Below are 18962 nucleotides of genomic sequence, written 5' to 3'. Positions count from 1 at the left end.
AACCTTCTCCAATTTGAATGATAGTTGATTATGTCCAAATGCCGATCGACTCGCCCATCATAATATTTGTAGCTGGTTTTTGCAATAGCTGGAACGATTCGTGTTGCTCAATGAATAAAATAACGGTAGAACCGAAGGAGAAATAGCCGAAGTCCTCACCTTTTATACAATTCTTTGTATTATTATGGATATGGATGCTATTGACATTCAGTGCGCCTACTTTTACAATGGCAACTTGGCCGAATGCAGTTTCCAATTCAGAGATCAATCTGTAATTTGTCGCGAATGGTCGATCGCCCAAACTTAAGCCCAGGTCATTGACAGGATAGGAAACGGTGCCCAGTGCATATCTTGATAGTAAGTTGCCATCGATTGGATAGTGAAAATGATGGTAATGGCTGGGCGATAGATAAAAAATACAGTAGTAACCGTTTTCATATCGTTTTGCTATCTTTTCATCCCCCAGAATTTGCTTTATACTGTAGGAATAGTCCTTAATAATAAAAGTCTGCTCCTTCTCCACTTTTCCTGCGGCACTTAGGACGCCATCTACCGGAGAAACAAGAATATTGGGAGCTGGTTCGATATTTCGAACACCTTGTTTTAAGTTGCGTGTGAAATAGGCTTGAAGGCTGCCGTATGTTTCGATGGCATACTCGGCTTCTGATTCGTTAATCCCATAAGCTTTGGCAAAAGGTTTTATCAATGGCCTGCTTAGCGGGGACTGGGATATGGATTTTAAAAGGGCGGACGAAACTGGATGTCCTGTAAGTTCTACGAAATATTTAAATAAGGTTCTTTTCATTTCATTCGTCTCCGTTGCTATATATTCATATTTGAAAATGATAGGGGGGAAATAACATGTTCTTATCCAGATACTTAGATTATACAAAAGTGAAATCACAATTGGCGAATGCCATTACGTTGTCCAACCTTGGGCTTGGGATTGTTGCCATTATCCTCATTACAAAGGACTTGAGTCACATGAGCCTCGTGTTCATCTTTTTGGCGGCAATATTTGACCGCTTTGACGGAATGGTCGCAAGGCACTTCCAGGCCGAGTCAGACTTTGGCAAGGAATTGGATTCATTAAGCGACTTGGTTTCATTTGGCGTAGCACCGGCCCTTTTAATTTATCATACTGATTTATCGATGATGTTATGGGTTGGCATTGCAGCAACAATCTTTTTCATTATAACAGGTGCGGTTCGTCTTGCGCGTTATAATGTGAAAGAATTTGACGGAGCTTTTTATGGTGTGCCAATTACAGCAGCAGGTGTCTTATTGACGCTAAGCTATTTTTTAAGCCCGTATGTGGGACCACCGTTTTTTGTTATCTTGATGTTCGTCCTTGGGGCACTAATGGTCAGCAATATCCGAATTGCAAAAGTCTAATGCTTTTAGATTCAATATTCACCAGGCCGGTTGTACGCGATGAGCGTATTTCCGGCTTTTTTGTATCACAGGGCTGTAAATACCCATATGATGCAAGGGATACGTTTTAATTTTGTCTTGTATTAATGAAATGAGGAGCTGCTGGAAGGCGGAAACGGATTCGGCAAGATTGTGGCCATGGAAGGGCGAATTTCCTGAAAGGATTCGATGAAAAATTTCGTGCGTGCAGAACATATGATGGAGCATCAAAGACGAAATTGGTTGGGAGCGAGGGTACTACAAAGTTGCTGAAAATAAATTAGAAATTGAAGATCTATTGAGTGGAAGCATCAGATTTTGGGAAGGGTATATTGGAAGTTTGATTTGATTGCAAGATACCACTCTTCAATGTCGTAATTCCGCATGAAGCAATTCCATGTATAGTTGGTCTATGATAGGAAGGAATGTGGAGTGATGGAGGTTAGCAGTTGTCATTTTAGAATGAATCATTCTTTACAATGTCCCTTCTTTTTAGTACAATGATGGATGTCATAAATGGAGACGTACCCAAGAGGCTGAAGGGGGCTGACTCGAAATCAGCTAGGGCGTTCACGCGTCGCGGGGGTTCAAATCCTCTCGTCTCCGCCATACATATGTATTTTCTCAGATGATGAACCAAAGGTAGATTTCCTGATAATCAGGTTCATTTCATCTGCTCAACGCCGCTCTCTTAAAAGAGGGCGGTTTTTTCGTTTATTCTTATTCTATGCAGTCTAGGGCGTTAAATTGTATGGGTCGCTGAAAAAGATGATTCTTATGGTGACCTCGTTATCGACCGGCTTGCTCTCGGTCTGTCGTTTGGCAACTGAGCAGATACGATATTTTGCTGCCTCAAGTTGCTGTGGAAATAACCGGCTGTTTTATTTTATTAGCTTCAAACTTCTGGTATGCTGAGAATAACAGAAAGACAAAGGGAGCGAGAAAATCTCGGCGGCTGCTCGTCGAGTATGAAGTGTAATTTCTTAATTAGAAATTGAGCGGTTTCTCTTTTCATGTAATCCAATTGGAGGTGGTTCTGATCGAACGTGCGTTATCCATTTTAACAACTTATTTCGGCTATTCGTCATTCCGGACAGGACAAGAGCAGGTGATCCGTCAAGTCCTTGATGGCGAGGATACCCTGTGCGTTATGCCAACTGGGGGCGGAAAATCTATCTGTTATCAAGTGCCTGCCCTCGTGATGGAAGGGACGGTCCTCGTTATTTCACCACTCATTTCGTTGATGAAGGACCAAGTGGATGCGTTGCATCAGCTGGGCATCCCAGCTGCCTTTATTAATAGCACGCTGTCATCAGAAGAATATTTCGGGACGATGGAAAACGCATTGGAAGGAAAATACAAATTGCTTTATATTGCACCTGAGCGATTTGATTCACCTTCATTTATAGAGCAAATCGGTAAAATGGACATATCCATGATTGCAATCGATGAAGCGCATTGTATTTCCCAGTGGGGACATGACTTCCGCCCGAGTTATCGGATGATTAACCGGATCATACCGTTATTCGACAGAAAGCCTGTCATTTTGGCGTTGACAGCAACCGCTACTCCGGCTGTTCGGGAGGATATTTGCAAGCAGCTAGGGATTGGCGATAGCAATACGGTGATGACCGGTTTTGAGCGGAGCAATTTGACGTTCTCCGTCATTAAAGGTCAAGACCGGGAGGCATATGTGAAAGACCATGTCCGAAAGAACAGCGGGGAAGCAGGCATCATTTACGCCGCGACTAGAAAAGCGGTCGACCAATTGCACGCTACATTATCAAAGATGGGATGTCAGGTCGCGAAATATCATGCCGGCTTATCAGATGTCGAACGACAAAAGGAGCAGGATAGGTTCCTAATGGATGAAGCTGCAGTCATGGTAGCAACGAATGCATTCGGAATGGGGATCGATAAGTCCAATATCCGATACGTCATCCATTATCAAATGCCGAAAAACATGGAAAGTTATTATCAGGAGGCGGGACGTGCCGGGCGGGACGGTTTGGACAGTGAATGTACGCTGCTCTTTTCTTCTCAGGATGTGCTGACGCAGCGATTCCTGATTGATCAATCGCAGGATATGAACCGGATTCCTGCAGAGCTTGAGAAGTTGCAATCAATGGTGGATTACTGCCATACCGAATCGTGCCTGCAAAAATTCATCATTTCCTATTTCGGGGAAACAGAAGTGACAGACTGCAAACGATGTGCGAATTGTACGGATACAAGAGAAAGTTTTGACGTGACATTAGATGTTCAGAAAGTGCTTTCCTGTGTAATTCGGATGGGACAGCGCTTTGGCAAGACGTTAATTGCACAAGTGCTGACTGGCTCGCGCAATAAAAAAGTGCTGGAGTTTAATTTTCATACGTTATCCACATATGGCTTAATGAAAGACCGGAACTCAAAAGATGTCTCTGATTTTATCGAGTTCATTATCTCAGAAAACTATCTTGGTGTGGAGAACGGCCAGTTTCCTATCATTTATGTGACGGAACTCGGGAAAGATGTTTTGACCGGTAAAATAAAGGTCTATCGGAAAGGTACCGTTACGTCGAAACAGATTACGAAAGAAGATCCTCTCTTCAATCAATTGCGTGCCTTGCGTATGCAATTGGCGCAAGAAGCGGGTGTACCTCCATTTGTCGTCTTTTCGGACAAGTCCTTGCGTGATATGGCTGCAAAAATGCCGACATCTGAAGAGGAGTTCCTCGAGGTGAATGGGGTGGGGGCAGCCAAAATGGAGCGGTACGGCGAAGCGTTTATTAACGAAATCATCGCATTTCAATCCGAAGCCGTTCATAATTAAAAAAACCAGGCAAGCGATCCACATGGATGGTCTGCCTGGTTTTTCTTATGCATAGCTTTTCTTTTTTCTCATGCCGAGAATGGTATAGAGGGCGATGCCGATTAGAACGAACCCCGTTACCATAAATCCTCCGTTATACGTAAGATCCAAATAACCGATCACACTGGAGCCGGCCACAACCCCGATGGAGAAGAATGCATAGAAATAGCCGTAAGCTTTTCCTCGATATTCAGGTGACGAAGAGTCGATGAGCAATGAGTTAATTGACGGAAATAAAAAGGCGAATCCTATTCCATAAATGGCGAGTGCCACGAATAAATAAACTAAATCATCCATTTGGCTTAAAAACAGCATGCTTACCCCCATAATGGAGATGCCAAAAGCCAAAGTTACCATCGGGCGTACGCGATCGAAGATCCGGTTGATTGGCAATAAAAAGATCAAAATGGCAACGACTCCAAAGGTGCTGAGAAGCATTCCTGTCATTTTCGTATCAAATCCGAGTGCTTCGACTTTCAAAGGCAGAATCAGCGCCAGGACCCCTTGCGAGAACATGAGGAAAAAGGCGCCTGCAAACGCTCGTTGCATACCTGGATGGCGGAACAACTCGCGTACTTTGAATTGCTGCCCGCCAGCGGATATTTTTTTGCGCTCAAAGGAAAAGTTGCGCAGGAAGAAAATAGCGAGAATCGCGAGAATGAGCATGATGACCCCGTTGATCACCATGATGGATGAAGCGGATGTTTTGGAAGCAACGATGCCGCTGTAAGCTGGTCCTATTATTGCCGCCATGCCGACAAATGCTCCGGATATGGCAACGCTCCGGCCTCTCTTCGATTCTTTTGCACGATTTGCAAGGAAAGTAAAAGCGGCAGGAATAATCAATCCTTCCATGAACCCATGGAGAAAGCGAATGCCGAGCAATGAATATGGGCCAACCACGAACATATAAAGATATAGGGAAATGCTTGAAGCGAATAAGCCGGTCAACAAGACGAGGAAAGGCCCCTTCCGATCGGTCATGAACCCTGAGATGACATTGCCAATCGTGTTGGAGAATGAATAAATACCGACGGCCAGCCCGGTCAAGAATGAGGAAGCTCCCAGCGATAGGGCGAACGGACTCATAATCGGCAATTGGGAAAACAAATCAAAAAAAGAAAAGAACACAATTAGGTACACAAAAAAACGCATAGTACGGGCCTCATTTCAAAACTTCGTAGTCCTTTCTACTGTACCATTTTTAGGGGAGGAGTGGAAAAGGATAGTTTGTGAACGAAAAAATGAATGGTAAAAGTAATGTGATAACGGTAGAATGGTAGAATAAAAATTCGGATAAGGGATGGTGCCAGCTATGAAAGACAAAATAAAAATCGGGATTGTTGGATACGGTAACTTAGGAAGAGGCGTGGAATCTGCAATTAGGCAGAACAGCGACATGGAACTTGTTTCAGTATTTACGCGAAGAGAGCCTGACAGTGTTTCGTTATTGGATTCAGCTATTCCCGTTCGTCCATTGTCTACAATTGAAGAGTATAAGGATGAAATTGACGTTTTGATATTGTGCGGGGGCTCCAAAAATGATTTGCCAGAACAAGGGCCGGCTTTATCTGCTTCCTTTAATACGGTCGACAGCTTCGATACGCACGCAAAAATACCTGAGTATTTCGAAAGAGTCGATGCTTCGGCTAAACCAAGTGGCAAGACAGCCATCATTTCCGTCGGCTGGGATCCAGGATTATTTTCAATCAATCGTTTGTTTGGAGAAGCGGTCTTGCCGGAAGGAGCGACTTACACATTTTGGGGGAAAGGCCTTAGCCAAGGGCATTCGGATGCTGTACGAAGAATCGAAGGAGTCAAAGGAGCCGTACAGTATACGATTCCAGTAGATGAAGCAGTGGACCGCGTTCGAAGCGGCGTGCAACCGGAGTTGTCCACCCGTGAAAAACATACACGTGAATGTTTTGTCGTACTTCAGGAAGGTGCGGATGCAGAGAGAGTGGAACGGGAGATCGTCACAATGCCCGACTACTTCGCAGATTATGATACGACGGTTCATTTCATTAGCGAAGCGGAGCTTGCAAAAGATCATGCTGCCATGCCGCATGGCGGATTTGTGATCCGAAGCGGTAAAACAGGTGAAGCGAGCAATCAAGTAATGGAGTTTTCATTGACGCTTGACAGCAACCCTGAATTTACATCGAGCGTGCTAGTAGCCTATGCCCGGGCTGCATACAAAATGAACCGTGCGGGAGATAGCGGAGCGAAAACCGTATACGACGTTGCGCCTGGCCTTTTATCACCAAAGAGCCCGGCAGAACTAAGAAAAGAACTTTTATAAATCATCAGTAAACCAGCAGTTTACTTTTGATCAGCCCCCAATTGTACGACGATGACAATTGGGGGTTCGTTTATGGGATAAAAGGTGAAAATAGGGCACAGTACATAAAGAAAGAATGAGTATTGGTTTTTTACTGAAAAGTTTTGAAAACGGTCTCAACATGTCTTATACTACTCATATACGAATTGTTTAGGAGGGCGAAATAATTGCCGAAAATGGATGAAACACTAACCATGTTAAAAGATCTCACGGATGCGAAAGGCATCCCGGGGAACGAAAGAGAACCCCGTGAAGTGATGAAAAAGTATATTGAGCCGTTTGCGGATGAAATCGAACAGGACGGTCTCGGTTCATTGATAGCCAAAAAGACAGGGGCTGCGGATGGCCCGCGCATCATGCTTGCCGGCCATCTGGATGAAGTCGGTTTCATGGTGACGAAAATCGATGATAAAGGATTTCTGTCCTTCCAAACAGTAGGCGGCTGGTGGTCACAGGTGATGCTAGCGCAACGAGTGACGGTAGTGACAAGGAAGGGCGACACAGTAACAGGCGTCATTGGCTCCAAGCCGCCTCACATCCTATCACCAGAAGCTCGGAAGAAACCGGTCGATATTAAAGATATGTTCATCGATATCGGAGCGAGCTCTAAGGAAGAAGCGCTTGAATGGGGCGTGGTGCCTGGCGACATGGTCGTACCTTATTTCGAATTCACTGTGATGAATAACGATAAGTATTTGCTGGCAAAAGCATGGGATAACCGCATTGGCTGTGCCATTGCGATCGATGTAATGAAAGCATTGAAGAAAGAAAACCATCCGAATGTTCTCTTCAGTGTTGGCGCAGTGCAAGAGGAAATCGGTTTGCGTGGCGCGAAAACGGCTGCTGCAAAAATCCAGCCGGATATCGGAATTGCTGTGGACGTAGGCGTTGCAGGCGATACGCCGGGTGTAACATCTAAAGAAGCAATGGGCAAAATGGGTGACGGGCCACAAATCTTCCTTTTTGACGCATCGATGGTATCTCATAAAGGACTTCGTGACCTTTTCGTCGATACAGCAGAAGAGCACGGCATCCCTTATCAATTTGAAGCGTTGGCAGGAGGAGGCACGGATGCAGGCTCCATCCACGTGAGCAACAATGGCGTTCCGTCCATTGCCATTTGTGTCGCAACAAGATATATTCACTCTCATGCAGCGATGCTACATCGTGATGACTATGAAAATGCAGTCAAACTTATTGTTGAGGTCATCAAAAAATTAGATCGTGATACGGTGAACGAGATTACATTTAACTAAACTAAATTAAGTGAAAAAGAAATCTAGCTCAGTTTGAGCTGGATTTCTTTTTTTATTTTCGAAAAAAAGGTAGTTACCGACCAATCGATTAATAAAAATTCATTTGACTTAATATTTATGCATATATATACTAGAGTATACAAACAGGAAGGGAGAGAATGGCATGGTGAAATATAAGGAGAATTTCGTTGATATAGAGGGGAACTTGCAGGGGCGCGACCTGTTGAGCCTGTTAGATTACAGCAGTGAAGAGGTTGCATACTTATTGCAAAAAGCGCATGATATGAAATCGAAAATGCAGAAGGGGATTATGCCTCCAGTGCTTGCGGGGAAGACGTTGGGTATGATTTTTGAAAAGCATTCGACCCGGACGCGTATTTCTTTCGAGGTGGGAATGATACAACTTGGCGGGCATGCCATGTTCATGAACGCGAGAGATTTGCAAATTGGCCGTGGGGAATCCATCTATGATACCGGCCATGTGCTTTCGGAATATTTGGACGGGGTTATGATCCGGGCAAACTCTCATGAGATGGTGAAAGAACTTGCGCAGCATACATCCGTTCCTGTCATCAACGGTTTGACAGATTTATTTCATCCTTGCCAAGCTCTGGCTGACCTATTGACAATCAAAGAAGTGAAAGGCTCCTTAAAGGGCTTAAAATTGGCGTACGTGGGAGATGGGAATAATGTAGCCCATTCACTTGTAATAGCGGCGGCTCATATGGGAATGAACGTCTCTGTTGCGACTCCACCCGGATACGAATATAACGAATTTTTATTGCAAAAAGCGAAAAAGCTGGCGGAGGATAATGGCGGGAGTGTCCTTGCGATGCAAGATCCGATAATGGCTGTTCAAGATGCGGATGCTATTTATACAGATGTCTGGACTTCAATGGGGCAAGAGGGGGAAACGGAGAAACGGCTGCAAGACTTTGCGGGATTCCAGATTAACGATCAGCTCGTTGCACACGCCAAATCCGATTACATGTTCCTTCATTGCCTGCCTGCGCACCGGGAGGAAGAAGTCTCAGCCTCTGTTATTGATGGGCCGAACTCGTATGTCTTCCAACAAGCAGGTAATCGCCTGCATGCACAGAAAGCGGTATTGGCTACATTGTTAGCCTAATGAAACAGCTATACAAAAATGGTAATTCACCTTTCTGAAACGGAATTAGAATAAAAAACAAAGCAGCAATGAAGGCGATCCAAAACCAAAACGAGTGTAGCCTATCTCGTTTAGTCTTGTGTATCCAAACATCATAGAATGTAACTGCTGCATATAGGATGTAGGAAAGGCCAAACCAAATGACCCATACATCACCGGTAAAAGCGATACCTTTCATCTCATAAATCGGCTTAAGAACATAGAGAGTGCCCGCTAATCTGGCAGCAAAGAAAATAAAGATTTTCAACATGGATAGGATAACTTCCTTCAGAAAGTCCATTGGTTTCCATTCTTTCTGTAAACAGTTACCATTTATTTTAGCTGATCGAAAGTTAGGATTCCATGATAAAAAGGAAAAAACATAAAAAAGAGCCTTCAGGAAATGTTCCGACGGCTCTTTTCATTTTATTGCCCGGAAAACGCTTGAGCGATCTCTCCGGAAATCTTTTCTTTCTCCTGCTCGTCAGCGCGATTCCAAAGCTTTTCAAAAAACACGCCGAGACCTGGAAGCATCTGTTCTTCGCCACGTTGAATGGCATCGTCCACAATGCCTTTAATATCGTTTGCTGAGTTGTTTTTCATGTTTGCCGTAATGGCTTCACGAATTTGAAAGTTCATTTTTATTCAACCTCCTGTTATTAATGTGTTCAATCCATCGCCAACTATGCATCTTTTTGCTACACTAAAAAGAAAAAAGGATGTCTATGTACATGAAACGAATCGAATCTCGCCAGAATGCACTAGTGAAGCATTGGCTCAAACTAATAACAAATAAAAAAGATCGTGATAAATCTGGAGAATTTCTCGTCGAAGGATTCCATCTTGTCGAGGAAGCATTAAAAACGAAAGGTACTGTCCTTCATCTAATTGTTCGGGAGGATGTGGAACTTCCTTCGCATTTCAAAGAGGCTGCTGTGCAGCAAATTGAAATTCCGAGCGCCATCGCAAAGGAGCTTGCCGAGACGGAGAATTCCCAAGGCATTTTCGCCCATTGCCGGCAACCTGAATACAACGAGGAATTATTTAGCGGTTGGAAAAAATTTCTGTTCATCGATGCAGTACAAGATCCAGGAAATGTGGGCACAATGATAAGAACTGCAGATGCAGCTGGAATGGATGCTGTCATTCTTGGCCACGGTTCTGCTGACCTCTACAATCCAAAGACAATTCGATCTGCACAAGGATCTAATTTTCATCTCCCTGTAGTAAAAGGGAATCTAGAGGATTGGCTCAAACGCGCCAAAGAAAACGGTGCTGCCGTTTTAGGGACGGGCCTTCATGAGGCAAAAGATTATCAAGCGATTCAAGCCCCAGCTTCATTTGCCCTGTTAGTCGGCAATGAAGGAAGCGGTGTTTCGGCTAATTTATTGAAGCAATCGGATGAAGTGGTCAAGATCCCGATTCTTGGCCAAGCGGAATCCTTGAATGTGGCGGTCGCGACCGGCATTCTCTTATATGCATATGCTGTTTCCGGAAACAGGTAAGGGGAATTGTCGCAGATTTTGACGGTATCACGTGATGTTCCTAGTGTTGCCGGAAACTTACGATTCATGTATACTGATTACAAAAGCGCAGGCGGCTCGCTCAGAGGCGACAGGCATAAGACGAAGATGCGAAGTGGCGCTTTTTGCCACACAGCAGCTTTGGCTTATGACCCCGAGCCTCTAGCCGCCGGAGTCTGGATGATTACAAAAGCGCAGGGCGCTCGCTCAGAGGCGACTGGCTTACAACAAATGCGATGGAATGTATGAATTCATTCAATCGCCACGTTATATTATGTGAAAAAGCGATGAGCGGGAAGAGTAGATGACATGCGGTCGTCAGGAAGTCTGTACCTTGACTGGAAGTACAGATCGATGCGCAGTAATTGAAGTTCACCCCGTTAGCTGCCGCCAGGACCAGTATTCTGTAAAGGCGTGCCGGTGTAGGACCGTTATTCCAATGAAGTGATTATGCAAGTTAGCATAATAATCAGGGTGGTACCGCGATCTCGTCCTCGTCCCTTTTTGGGGGCGGGGCTTTTTTATTTTGAAAGGAGAATGACGATGGAACAGCAATTGCAGCAATTGAAAGAAGAAGCATTAAAAAAGATTCAGGATGCGCAGGGAGTTAAGGAGTTAAACGACGTCCGCGTTGCCTATCTCGGTAAGAAGGGTCCAATCACCGATCTATTGAAAGGAATGGGAAAACTTCCTGCTGAAGAACGTCCAAAAATGGGGGCGCTTGTGAATGTCGTCCGTGAAACAGTTACTGAGGCATTGGAGTCTCGCATGGCTGTGCTTGAGGAAGCGGCGATCCAGGCTCAGTTAGAGAATGAATCAATCGATGTGACACTGCCAGGACGTCCTGCGCCTGCAGGCAATCATCATCCGTTGACTCGTGTCGTGGAGGAGATTGAAGACTTCTTCATTAGCATGGGTTATGAGATCGCGGAAGGGCCGGAAGTGGAAAAGGATTACTATAACTTTGAAGCGCTTAATTTGCCAAAAGGGCACCCGGCTCGCGACATGCAGGATTCGTTCTATATTTCAGAAGACATTTTGCTTCGTACCCATACTTCTCCCGTTCAAGCAAGAACGATGGAAGCCAAAAAAGGGGAAGCGATTAAAATTATCTGTCCCGGAAAAGTATACCGCCGTGATAACGATGATGCGACCCACTCCCATCAGTTTACACAAATCGAGGGACTCGTTGTCGGTGAAAATATCCGCATGAGTGACTTGAAAGGTACCTTGGATTTGTTCGCTAAGAAGATGTTTGGAGCAGACCGTGAAATCCGTCTTCGTCCAAGTTTCTTCCCGTTTACGGAGCCTTCGGTCGAAATGGATATTTCATGTTTCAAATGCGGCGGAGCGGGCTGCAATGTTTGTAAAAAGACGGGCTGGATCGAAATTCTTGGAGCCGGCATGGTGCATCCGAATGTGTTGAAAATGGCGGGCTATGATCCGTCCGTGGTGACAGGATTTGCATTTGGCATGGGGCCTGAGCGGATTGCCATGTTGAAATATGGCGTAGAAGATATTCGTCATTTCTACACAAATGATATCCGATTTATCTCGCAATTCAACCGGACGGAAGCGTAAGGAGGAGAACTGAAATGTTAGTATCTACAAAATGGCTCAGTAAATATGTAAATATCAATGGAATCGCCCCTGCTGATCTCGCAGAACGGATCACGCGCGCAGGTATTGAAGTGGACTCGATTATCGATCGCAGTCAAGGAATGACAAATGTTGTCGTCGGTCATGTGAAGGAGTGTGTCAAACACCCGGAAGCCGATAAATTGAATATTTGCCAAGTGGATGTTGGAGAAGAAACAACTCAAATCATTTGCGGCGCACCGAATGTGGCACAAGGCCAGAAAGTGATTGTCGCTCGTCCAGGTGCTGTTCTTCCAGGCGGGGTGAAAATCAAAAAAGCGAAACTGCGCGGAGAAGAATCGAACGGCATGATCTGCTCTCTTCAAGAGCTCGGAATTGAAGGAAAGCTCGTTACAAAGGCGTATGCAGAAGGAATTTATGTATTGCCTAAGGATGCTTTACCGGGAGAAGACGCTTTACCTCTTTTAGGTTTAGATGATACGGTTCTTGAATTCGATTTAACGCCAAACCGTTCAGACGCCCTCAGCATGCTTGGTGTCGCTTACGAAGTGGGCGCGATCCTTTCTCAAGGAATTGCCTTGCCGGAAATCAACTACGATCAAGCATCGGAAAAAGCAGAGGATCTCTTAAAGCTTCGTGTGGAAGCGACACATGACAATCCGATGTATGTGGCAAAAGTGGTGAAAAACGTAACCATTGCGGAATCGCCATTATGGCTTCAAAACTATTTGATGGCGGCTGGCGTGCGCCCGCATAATAACGTCGTCGATATTACGAACTTCGTCTTAATGGAATATGGCCAACCGTTGCACGCTTTCGACTATGACCGTCTTGGAACAGGGGAAATTGTCGTTCGCCATGCAGCAGAAGGCGAGAAAATTGTTACTCTCGATGATGCCGAACGAACACTTCGTTCCCATAACCTAGTCATCACAAACGGCAAAGAACCGGTTGCGCTCGCTGGCGTCATGGGCGGTGCCAATTCTGAAGTACACGATGGCACGACAACAGTCGTTATCGAATCAGCTTACTTTGCACCTGCTTCTGTTAGACAAACATCCAAGGAAGTTGGCCTAAGAAGTGACGCGAGTGCGCGTTTTGAAAAAGGGGTCGATCCGAACCGTGTTCAGGAAGCTGCTGAACGTGCAGCCCAGCTCATCGCAGAATTGGCTGGCGGAGAAGTGCTGGCAGGTTCAGTCATCTTTGACGAACTCGAGAAGACGCCTGAACGCATTGTCGTCTCACCTGATTACATTAACAGCCGCTTAGGCATGAAAATTTCAATGGATGAAATGATGACGATTTTGAAGCGTCTTCAAATACCGACAGACGCTGTCAATGGTCAGCTTGTCATTGATGCACCGACTCGCAGACAAGATTTGAAGATTAAAGAAGACATCATTGAGGAAATCGCGCGTATGCACGGCTATGATGAAATTCCAAAGACGCTGCCGGTGACAGAGTCAGTGCCAGGAGGTTTAACGTCCTACCAGGCAAAACGGCGCGTTGTCCGCAACTTCCTAGAAGGAGCTGGTCTCTTCCAGGCAATCACGTATTCATTGACATCCAAAGAGCAATCACAGGCATTCGCACTTGAAACGGCTGAAACAACTAATTTGTTAATGCCAATGAGTGAAGAACGGAGCACATTGCGCCAAAGCCTAATTCCTCATTTGCTGGAGGCGCTGACGTACAATGTGGCTCGTCGAATGGATTCCGTCGCATTATACGAAACGGGTTCTGTTTTCCTTGGAATGGAAGAAGACGGATTGCCAAAAGAAGTTGAACATTTGGCTGTAGCCATGACAGGACAATGGGTAGACCATGCATGGCAGGGTGAGTCGAAAAACGTTGATTTCTTCGTCTTAAAAGGAATTGTCGAAGGTTTAATGAGCCGTCTTGGTTTCTCCGATCGTCTCACATTCGAAAAGGCGGCAATTGCCGGCATGCATCCAGGGCGTACGGCGGATATCCTTCTCGATGGAAACCGTGTCGGATTGATCGGCCAATTGCACCCTTCAGAAATGAAGAAGCGTGACTTGAAAGAAACGTATGTGATGGAATTGAACTTGGCTGACGTATTGAAGGCGGAAACTGCTGAGCTTATTTATAAGCCGGTTCCACGTTTCCCTTCTATGTCGAGAGACATCGCACTCGTCGTTTCTAAAGAGACGACTGCCGGAAAGTTGGAGCATATTATCCGAGATGCTGGCGGCAAGCTTCTGAAAGGCGTCAAATTGTTCGACCTTTACGAAGGGACAAATGTCGAAGATGGCAAAAAATCGATCGCATTCTCTTTGACATACTTCGATCCAGAACGGACGTTGACAGACGAGGAAGTCGTGAAAGCGCATGATAAAGTACTAACTGCATTAACTACAGAAGCGGACGCGCAGCTCCGCGGATAAAAGAATGGCCGCCCATGGAAAAGAATCCGGGGCGGCCATTTTCATTAGTCATTCTACATCAAAGCCGATTTGCGGTTGCATATTCATTTCTTTCTCTGATGTATTAGAATCATCTACGATAGAGAAATTGGCATCGCCCTCCATAGTATACTTTCCTCTTGGGAACCCACCATGCTCGATAATGGACTGGACAAATTCCGCATATGCCTCAGCGTCCTTGTCGCTATATCCTCCTGCAAAACCGTAATACTCACGATAGGGTTCTCCTCGCTTCAAGTCAGTTAGGAGGAGGGGGGTATTCATTACATAATCAATTGTATAACCCCGGTTCTTCTCATGAATCGGAAAGGAGAAAGGTGAGGCAGCATGGGAGATCTGGATTTCCTCTTTCTCGCCTACATAAGTCAATTCTGCATAAATCACCGGTTTTTCATATTCGTCGTACTTCGTCTTTTCTGAAACAAGGCGGAAAATGAAATCTCCTTCTCGCACTTCGTCTTCTTGTGGATTGTCTTGCAACTGTGGTGGAGCTTCTTCTGTATTTTTGCTTTGGCACGCCGTCAGTAGCAGAGCTGATAACAGGATCATCACTATGGCTCTCATTCGTATTCACCTCATCCATTCGTACGTAATGGACTGGAAAGTGTTACTTCTTTTTCCGGGCAGCGATTTTCATGGCCTTTTCACGATTGGCAAAATGCCACTTGGATAACGATTTCAGTGTACTTTCGCCTTTTGACAACAGGATTTTGGCAGCGGCTTCATCGACTTTCGGTCCCGCGCCTTTGGGCAATTGAACGCCGGTCAGAGCGCTGAGCCGGTCCATCTCTTCTAAAAAGGCAACACGGGCGATGATGGAGGCTGCGGCAACTGCTACATGTAGCCCCTCTGCTTTCGTCGAGAATAGTACATTCTCCCGGACGATTTCAGGAGCCGCCTTCAGATGGTTGTAATAGATGCCGCGCTCTGCGAATTGGTCAATTAGGATGTATTCCGGTTTTTCATCTCCCATTTTCCGAAGGACATGTTTCAGAGCCTGATTGTGAAGCATAGCTTTTATTTTGCCTTGTGACCATCCTTTTTCCTGCACTTCGTTATACTTGTCATTTTTCAAGGTCAAGACGGAATGAATGAGCGTTGCTTTTAGATCGGGTGCAATCTGCCTCATCCAATCGTCCGTCAATTGCTTGGAATCCTTTACGCCCAGTTCCTTGACGAGTTCAATTTGCTCTTTCCTGACAAAGCATGCACAAACCGTAATAGGGCCGAAGAAATCACCCGTCCCTGTTTCGTCTGAGCCGACTATGGAAAGATTGGCGAGATTCGGAGGCATCGTGTCGCCTTGCGTTTTCGTTTTTACACTGGTAGCTTTAGCAGGTAAACCGGCTCCAGACCATCCCGCTGCTTCACGGGTTGAGCCGGCCCCTTGAAAGAGCACTTTTCCAGACTTATAAACAGTTATGGCAGTATCGTTTAGCTTTGCGGCGAAAACTACCCCAGGTGCGTTTCGATGTATTTTATTGTTTTCATAATGCTTCATCAAACGGTTCAATTCTTCTTTTCCTAAAACAATCACTTGTTGGCTCATTTGCAACTTCCTTTCCCCATCTACTGACATATTGTACAATACTACAAGGTGGAATAACTATTGCTAGAGAAGAACGTATGGATGGCACATCCTTTATTCACAACCAAAATGGTTTCATGTTATGATGGGGTACAGAGTGCTGTACCGTACTTGTCCATTTCCTCTGTTCGGTTTGGTGGACTGTTTCATATTATTTGATCATCAATGGCCGCAGCGCCTGTTGAATCGGAATCGGGAGGTCGGATTATTGGAAGACGAGCAGAAGACGCGCGTTTCGGTCGATATTTTTGGGCAGACGTATACGATAGTCGGCGATGAATCTAGCAGCCATGTCCGTCTCGTTGCCTCCATGGTCGACGATAGAATGCGTGAAATCAGTGCCCGGAACCCTTATTTGGATAGCGCCAAAATTGCGGTTCTGACTGCAGTAAACAGCGTGCATGATAATTTGCTGTTGAAAGAGAAGATCGAACGGTTGGAAGAAGAATTGAATAAGTTGAAGGGTTGACGGACGTTTATGCTTGATTTAATTATTGTGTTCCTCCTGCTCGGAGGATTGATCACCGGATTCAGACGTGGCTTGGTCGTGCAAGCCATTCACATGACAGGCTTCATTATTGCGCTGATTGTCGCTTACATATACTACAAACCGCTGGCTGAAAAATTTGTCCTATGGGTTCCTTATCCAGGCGTTACCGCAAATTTGAAGTTGAGCTGGGCTGTCGAGCAGATCGATTTAGATGAAACTTTTTATCGGCTGCTTGCCTTTGTCCTCATTTTCCTTGCTGTGAAATTCATTTTGCAGCTGATCGCATCCATGTTTGATTTCCTGAAATTTTTGCCTGTGCTAGGCTTTCTTGCACGTTTCGGCGGAGCGGCGTTAGGATTTGTGGAGTTTTATATTTTGATATTTTTTGTGCTCTATGTATTTGCTATGATTCCAATAGACTTCGTGCAGGGAATCATTGATAACTCTATTTTAGCCAATGCGATGTTTGAACATACTCCGATCATTTCAGAGACTGTGAAAAAATGGTGGTATATTTATAAAAGTTGACGGCTTCCCCCGACGTGAGGGAAGCTTTTTTTGAAGGGACATATGGAGGAGGCTGATTTTGTTGAATAAAAAGACAATCATCCGGACGTTTGAAAAGATTGCTTTATATATGGAGTTGCTTGGGGAAAATCCTTTTAAGGTAGGAGCATTCCGCAAAGCAGCCAATGTGTTGGAATTGGACCCGCGAAGTTTATCCGAAATGGATGATATTTTAACTTTGAAAGGGATTGGCAAGGGGACAGGTGCTGTCATCGTTGATTTGCTGGAAAGAGGGGAATCTGATCTGCTGAAGGAATTGGAGGAAGAAGTGCCGAAAGGATTGATTCCTTTATTGCGCATCCCCGGCCTCGGCGGAAAACGAATTGCAAAATTAAGAGAGGCACTCGGAATTGATTCGGTGGAATCGCTGCGTGCCGCCTGTGAAACGAATGAAGTAAGTAAATTGCCCGGCTTTGGCAAAAAGACGGAAGAAAAGATCTTGCATGAAATTGAGCAATTAGGAACGCGAAAAGGCAAACTTCCCGTTTGGCAAATTGAGCAGATTGTCTTCTCCATCGAGGAGGAATTGCGCCAAATCGAAGACATTAAACGGTTCTCGGTAGCGGGCAGTTTCCGCCGCGTCGAAGAGGAGAGCAGCGACGTCGATTTCATTATCGTGACGGACAAGCCTTCCGTTGTCAGGGAAGCTATCCTCGCAGCGCTGCCCGTCGAAGAGGTGATTGCTGCCGGTGATGCGAAGTTATCTGTAACGTTGGATATAACGGATCTCGTCGATGCAGATTTCCGCTTTGTGACAGACGAGCAGTTCGCCACCGCAATCCATCATTTTACCGGTTCGAAAGATCATAATGTGCGGATGAGGCAAATCGCCAAATCCCGAGGCATGAAAATTAGTGAATACGGCGTTGAGCTGGAAGACGGGAATGTCCTAACGTTTGATTCGGAAAAGGAATTCTTTGCTCATTTCGGTTTGCCCTTCATTCCGCCATCGCTCCGAAAGGATGGCAAGGAAATTGACAAAGCAAACGAATTGGACGGCCTCATTTCACTTGCTGACATTAGAGGGGATTTCCATATGCATACGACCTGGTCGGATGGGGGCTATTCGATCCGTGAAATGGTCGAAGCATGCCGCAGTAAGGGCTACTCGCATATCGTCATTACCGACCATACGCAATACTTGAAAGTGGCAAACGGGTTGACGCCTGAACGGCTGAGGGCGCAAATGGCTGAAATCTTTGAACTGAATGAGGAATATACGGATATTGAAATTTTCACCGGGACAGAAATGGATATTTTGCCTGACGGGCGGCTGGATTTTGAAGATGATCTGCTGGAAGAGCTTGATTTCGTCATCGCCTCGATCCATTCCAACTTTAATCAAAGCAGGGAACAGATCATGGAAAGACTGCATTCCGCCATTTCCAATCCACATGTTGATATGATTGCTCACCCGACCGGAAGAATTATCGGGCAAAGAGAAGGCTATGATGTGGATGTGCCGCAACTGATTGAATGGGCCAAGCAATACGGTAAAATCTTGGAGCTCAATGCCAATCCGCATCGTTTTGATTTGGCTGTTGATTATTTGGCGATGGCCCAGGAGGCAGGAGTGAAAATAGCGATCAATACAGATGCCCATGCGACAGATCAGTTACGATACATGGACATCGGCGTTCGATACGCACAAAAAGCATGGTTGAAAAAAGAGACGGTCGTCAATACATGGCCGCTTGAACAGTTCATCCGTGACATCATACGGAAGTGAAAGGGAGT

General features: G+C 45.4%; 16 protein-coding genes, 1 tRNA gene and 1 other annotated feature. Of the genes, 12 read left to right on the top strand and 5 right to left on the bottom strand.

The window, feature by feature from the left end; translation table 11 throughout:
• Window positions 1–28 precede the first annotated feature (28 nt).
• On the bottom strand, window positions 29–805 hold the full coding sequence (gene asd, locus L7D49_RS15650) for an archaetidylserine decarboxylase (protein WP_238082479.1): 777 nt from the start codon (window positions 803–805) through the stop codon (window positions 29–31).
• A 56-nt stretch (window positions 806–861) separates the two neighbouring features.
• On the opposite strand from asd, the gene pssA reads away from it, so the two are divergent.
• The 3 genes from pssA to recQ all read left to right on the top strand — a co-directional run bounded on the left by pssA (window position 862) and on the right by recQ (window position 4228).
• A complete protein-coding gene (pssA, locus tag L7D49_RS15645) occupies window positions 862–1395 on the top strand; it encodes a CDP-diacylglycerol--serine O-phosphatidyltransferase (protein WP_238082476.1) in 534 nt (177 codons plus the stop codon).
• A gap of 536 nt (window positions 1396–1931) precedes the next feature.
• Window positions 1932–2022: transfer RNA gene (locus L7D49_RS15640), tRNA-Ser, on the top strand.
• A gap of 427 nt (window positions 2023–2449) precedes the next feature.
• Window positions 2450–4228, top strand: coding sequence for a DNA helicase RecQ (gene recQ / locus L7D49_RS15635; RefSeq protein WP_238082808.1), 1779 nt, complete (start codon window positions 2450–2452; stop codon window positions 4226–4228).
• 45 nt (window positions 4229–4273) lie between these two features.
• Here the strand turns inward: recQ and L7D49_RS15630 are convergent, their stop codons facing one another.
• Complete coding sequence (locus L7D49_RS15630) at window positions 4274–5422, bottom strand: MFS transporter (protein ID WP_238082474.1); 1149 nt, start codon at window positions 5420–5422, stop codon at window positions 4274–4276.
• Between the two features lie 160 nt (window positions 5423–5582).
• Here L7D49_RS15630 and L7D49_RS15625 point away from each other — a divergent pair, with 160 nt between their 5' ends.
• The 3 genes from L7D49_RS15625 (at window position 5583) to argF (ending at window position 8993) form a co-directional block, all read left to right on the top strand.
• Window positions 5583–6569 (top strand): diaminopimelate dehydrogenase, encoded by a 987-nt coding sequence (locus tag L7D49_RS15625; protein WP_238082472.1) that lies wholly within the window; start codon window positions 5583–5585, stop codon window positions 6567–6569.
• A gap of 206 nt (window positions 6570–6775) precedes the next feature.
• Window positions 6776–7864, top strand: coding sequence for a M42 family metallopeptidase (locus L7D49_RS15620; protein WP_238082470.1), 1089 nt, complete (start codon window positions 6776–6778; stop codon window positions 7862–7864).
• 163 nt (window positions 7865–8027) lie between these two features.
• Window positions 8028–8993 (top strand): ornithine carbamoyltransferase, encoded by a 966-nt coding sequence (gene argF, locus L7D49_RS15615; protein WP_238082468.1) that lies wholly within the window; start codon window positions 8028–8030, stop codon window positions 8991–8993.
• 444 nt (window positions 8994–9437) lie between these two features.
• Here argF and sspI read toward each other — a convergent pair whose 3' ends face one another.
• Window positions 9438–9650 carry a small acid-soluble spore protein SspI gene (gene sspI, locus L7D49_RS15610; protein WP_238082466.1) on the bottom strand — a complete coding sequence of 71 codons (213 nt, stop codon included), beginning with the start codon at window positions 9648–9650 and terminating at the stop codon, window positions 9438–9440.
• A 92-nt stretch (window positions 9651–9742) separates the two neighbouring features.
• Here sspI and L7D49_RS15605 point away from each other — a divergent pair, with 92 nt between their 5' ends.
• The 3 genes from L7D49_RS15605 to pheT all read left to right on the top strand — a co-directional run bounded on the left by L7D49_RS15605 (window position 9743) and on the right by pheT (window position 14541).
• Window positions 9743–10516: a TrmH family RNA methyltransferase gene (locus L7D49_RS15605; RefSeq protein ID WP_238082464.1), complete on the top strand. Its 774-nt coding sequence runs from the start codon at window positions 9743–9745 to the stop codon at window positions 10514–10516.
• Window positions 10517–10812: 296 nt separating this feature from the next.
• Window positions 10813–11039: a binding site (T-box leader), on the top strand.
• 38 nt (window positions 11040–11077) lie between these two features.
• Window positions 11078–12115 carry a phenylalanine--tRNA ligase subunit alpha gene (gene pheS, locus L7D49_RS15600; RefSeq protein ID WP_238082462.1) on the top strand — a complete coding sequence of 346 codons (1038 nt, stop codon included), beginning with the start codon at window positions 11078–11080 and terminating at the stop codon, window positions 12113–12115.
• Between the two features lie 14 nt (window positions 12116–12129).
• A complete protein-coding gene (gene pheT, locus L7D49_RS15595; protein WP_238082460.1) occupies window positions 12130–14541 on the top strand; it encodes a phenylalanine--tRNA ligase subunit beta in 2412 nt (803 codons plus the stop codon).
• Window positions 14542–14589: 48 nt separating this feature from the next.
• On the opposite strand, the gene L7D49_RS15590 is transcribed toward pheT, so the two are convergent.
• Both L7D49_RS15590 and rnhC read right to left on the bottom strand, forming a co-directional pair.
• Complete coding sequence (locus tag L7D49_RS15590; protein WP_238082458.1) at window positions 14590–15144, bottom strand: hypothetical protein; 555 nt, start codon at window positions 15142–15144, stop codon at window positions 14590–14592.
• A 43-nt stretch (window positions 15145–15187) separates the two neighbouring features.
• Window positions 15188–16129, bottom strand: coding sequence for a ribonuclease HIII (gene rnhC, locus L7D49_RS15585; protein WP_238082456.1), 942 nt, complete (start codon window positions 16127–16129; stop codon window positions 15188–15190).
• 247 nt (window positions 16130–16376) lie between these two features.
• Between rnhC and zapA the strand changes: the two genes are divergently transcribed.
• The 3 genes from zapA to polX all read left to right on the top strand — a co-directional run bounded on the left by zapA (window position 16377) and on the right by polX (window position 18954).
• Window positions 16377–16637: a cell division protein ZapA gene (gene zapA / locus L7D49_RS15580; RefSeq protein ID WP_238082806.1), complete on the top strand. Its 261-nt coding sequence runs from the start codon at window positions 16377–16379 to the stop codon at window positions 16635–16637.
• A 9-nt stretch (window positions 16638–16646) separates the two neighbouring features.
• The gene (locus L7D49_RS15575; RefSeq protein ID WP_238082454.1) at window positions 16647–17186 is read left to right on the top strand and encodes a CvpA family protein; all 540 of its coding nucleotides are present in this window, start codon (window positions 16647–16649) and stop codon (window positions 17184–17186) included.
• Between the two features lie 61 nt (window positions 17187–17247).
• Window positions 17248–18954 carry a DNA polymerase/3'-5' exonuclease PolX gene (gene polX / locus L7D49_RS15570; RefSeq protein ID WP_238082452.1) on the top strand — a complete coding sequence of 569 codons (1707 nt, stop codon included), beginning with the start codon at window positions 17248–17250 and terminating at the stop codon, window positions 18952–18954.
• Window positions 18955–18962: the final 8 nt, after the last annotated feature.

The sequence above is a fragment of the Sporosarcina cyprini genome, from assembly GCF_022048975.1.
Classification (GTDB): Bacteria; Bacillota; Bacilli; order Bacillales_A; family Planococcaceae; genus Sporosarcina; species Sporosarcina cyprini.
Note: the sequence above shows the minus strand (reverse complement) of the source record. Positions and strands in the feature narration are given on the sequence as shown.

Bases quoted from the DNA above. Each gene is read 5' to 3' on its own strand.
- L7D49_RS15630 (WP_238082474.1), bottom strand. From the start codon at position 5,422: ATGCGTTTTTTTGTGTACCTAATTGTGTTCTTTTCTTTTTTTGATTTG.
- argF (WP_238082468.1), top strand. From the start codon at position 8,028: ATGGTGAAATATAAGGAGAATTTCGTTGATATAGAGGGGAACTTGCAG.
- sspI (WP_238082466.1), bottom strand. From the start codon at position 9,650: ATGAACTTTCAAATTCGTGAAGCCATTACGGCAAACATGAAAAACAAC.
- pheT (WP_238082460.1), top strand. From the start codon at position 12,130: ATGTTAGTATCTACAAAATGGCTCAGTAAATATGTAAATATCAATGGA.
- asd (WP_238082479.1), bottom strand. From the start codon at position 805: ATGAAAAGAACCTTATTTAAATATTTCGTAGAACTTACAGGACATCCA.
- rnhC (WP_238082456.1), bottom strand. From the start codon at position 16,129: ATGAGCCAACAAGTGATTGTTTTAGGAAAAGAAGAATTGAACCGTTTG.
- pheS (WP_238082462.1), top strand. From the start codon at position 11,078: ATGGAACAGCAATTGCAGCAATTGAAAGAAGAAGCATTAAAAAAGATT.
- L7D49_RS15625 (WP_238082472.1), top strand. From the start codon at position 5,583: ATGAAAGACAAAATAAAAATCGGGATTGTTGGATACGGTAACTTAGGA.
- L7D49_RS15590 (WP_238082458.1), bottom strand. From the start codon at position 15,144: ATGAGAGCCATAGTGATGATCCTGTTATCAGCTCTGCTACTGACGGCG.
- L7D49_RS15605 (WP_238082464.1), top strand. From the start codon at position 9,743: ATGAAACGAATCGAATCTCGCCAGAATGCACTAGTGAAGCATTGGCTC.
- L7D49_RS15575 (WP_238082454.1), top strand. From the start codon at position 16,647: ATGCTTGATTTAATTATTGTGTTCCTCCTGCTCGGAGGATTGATCACC.
- pssA (WP_238082476.1), top strand. From the start codon at position 862: ATGTTCTTATCCAGATACTTAGATTATACAAAAGTGAAATCACAATTG.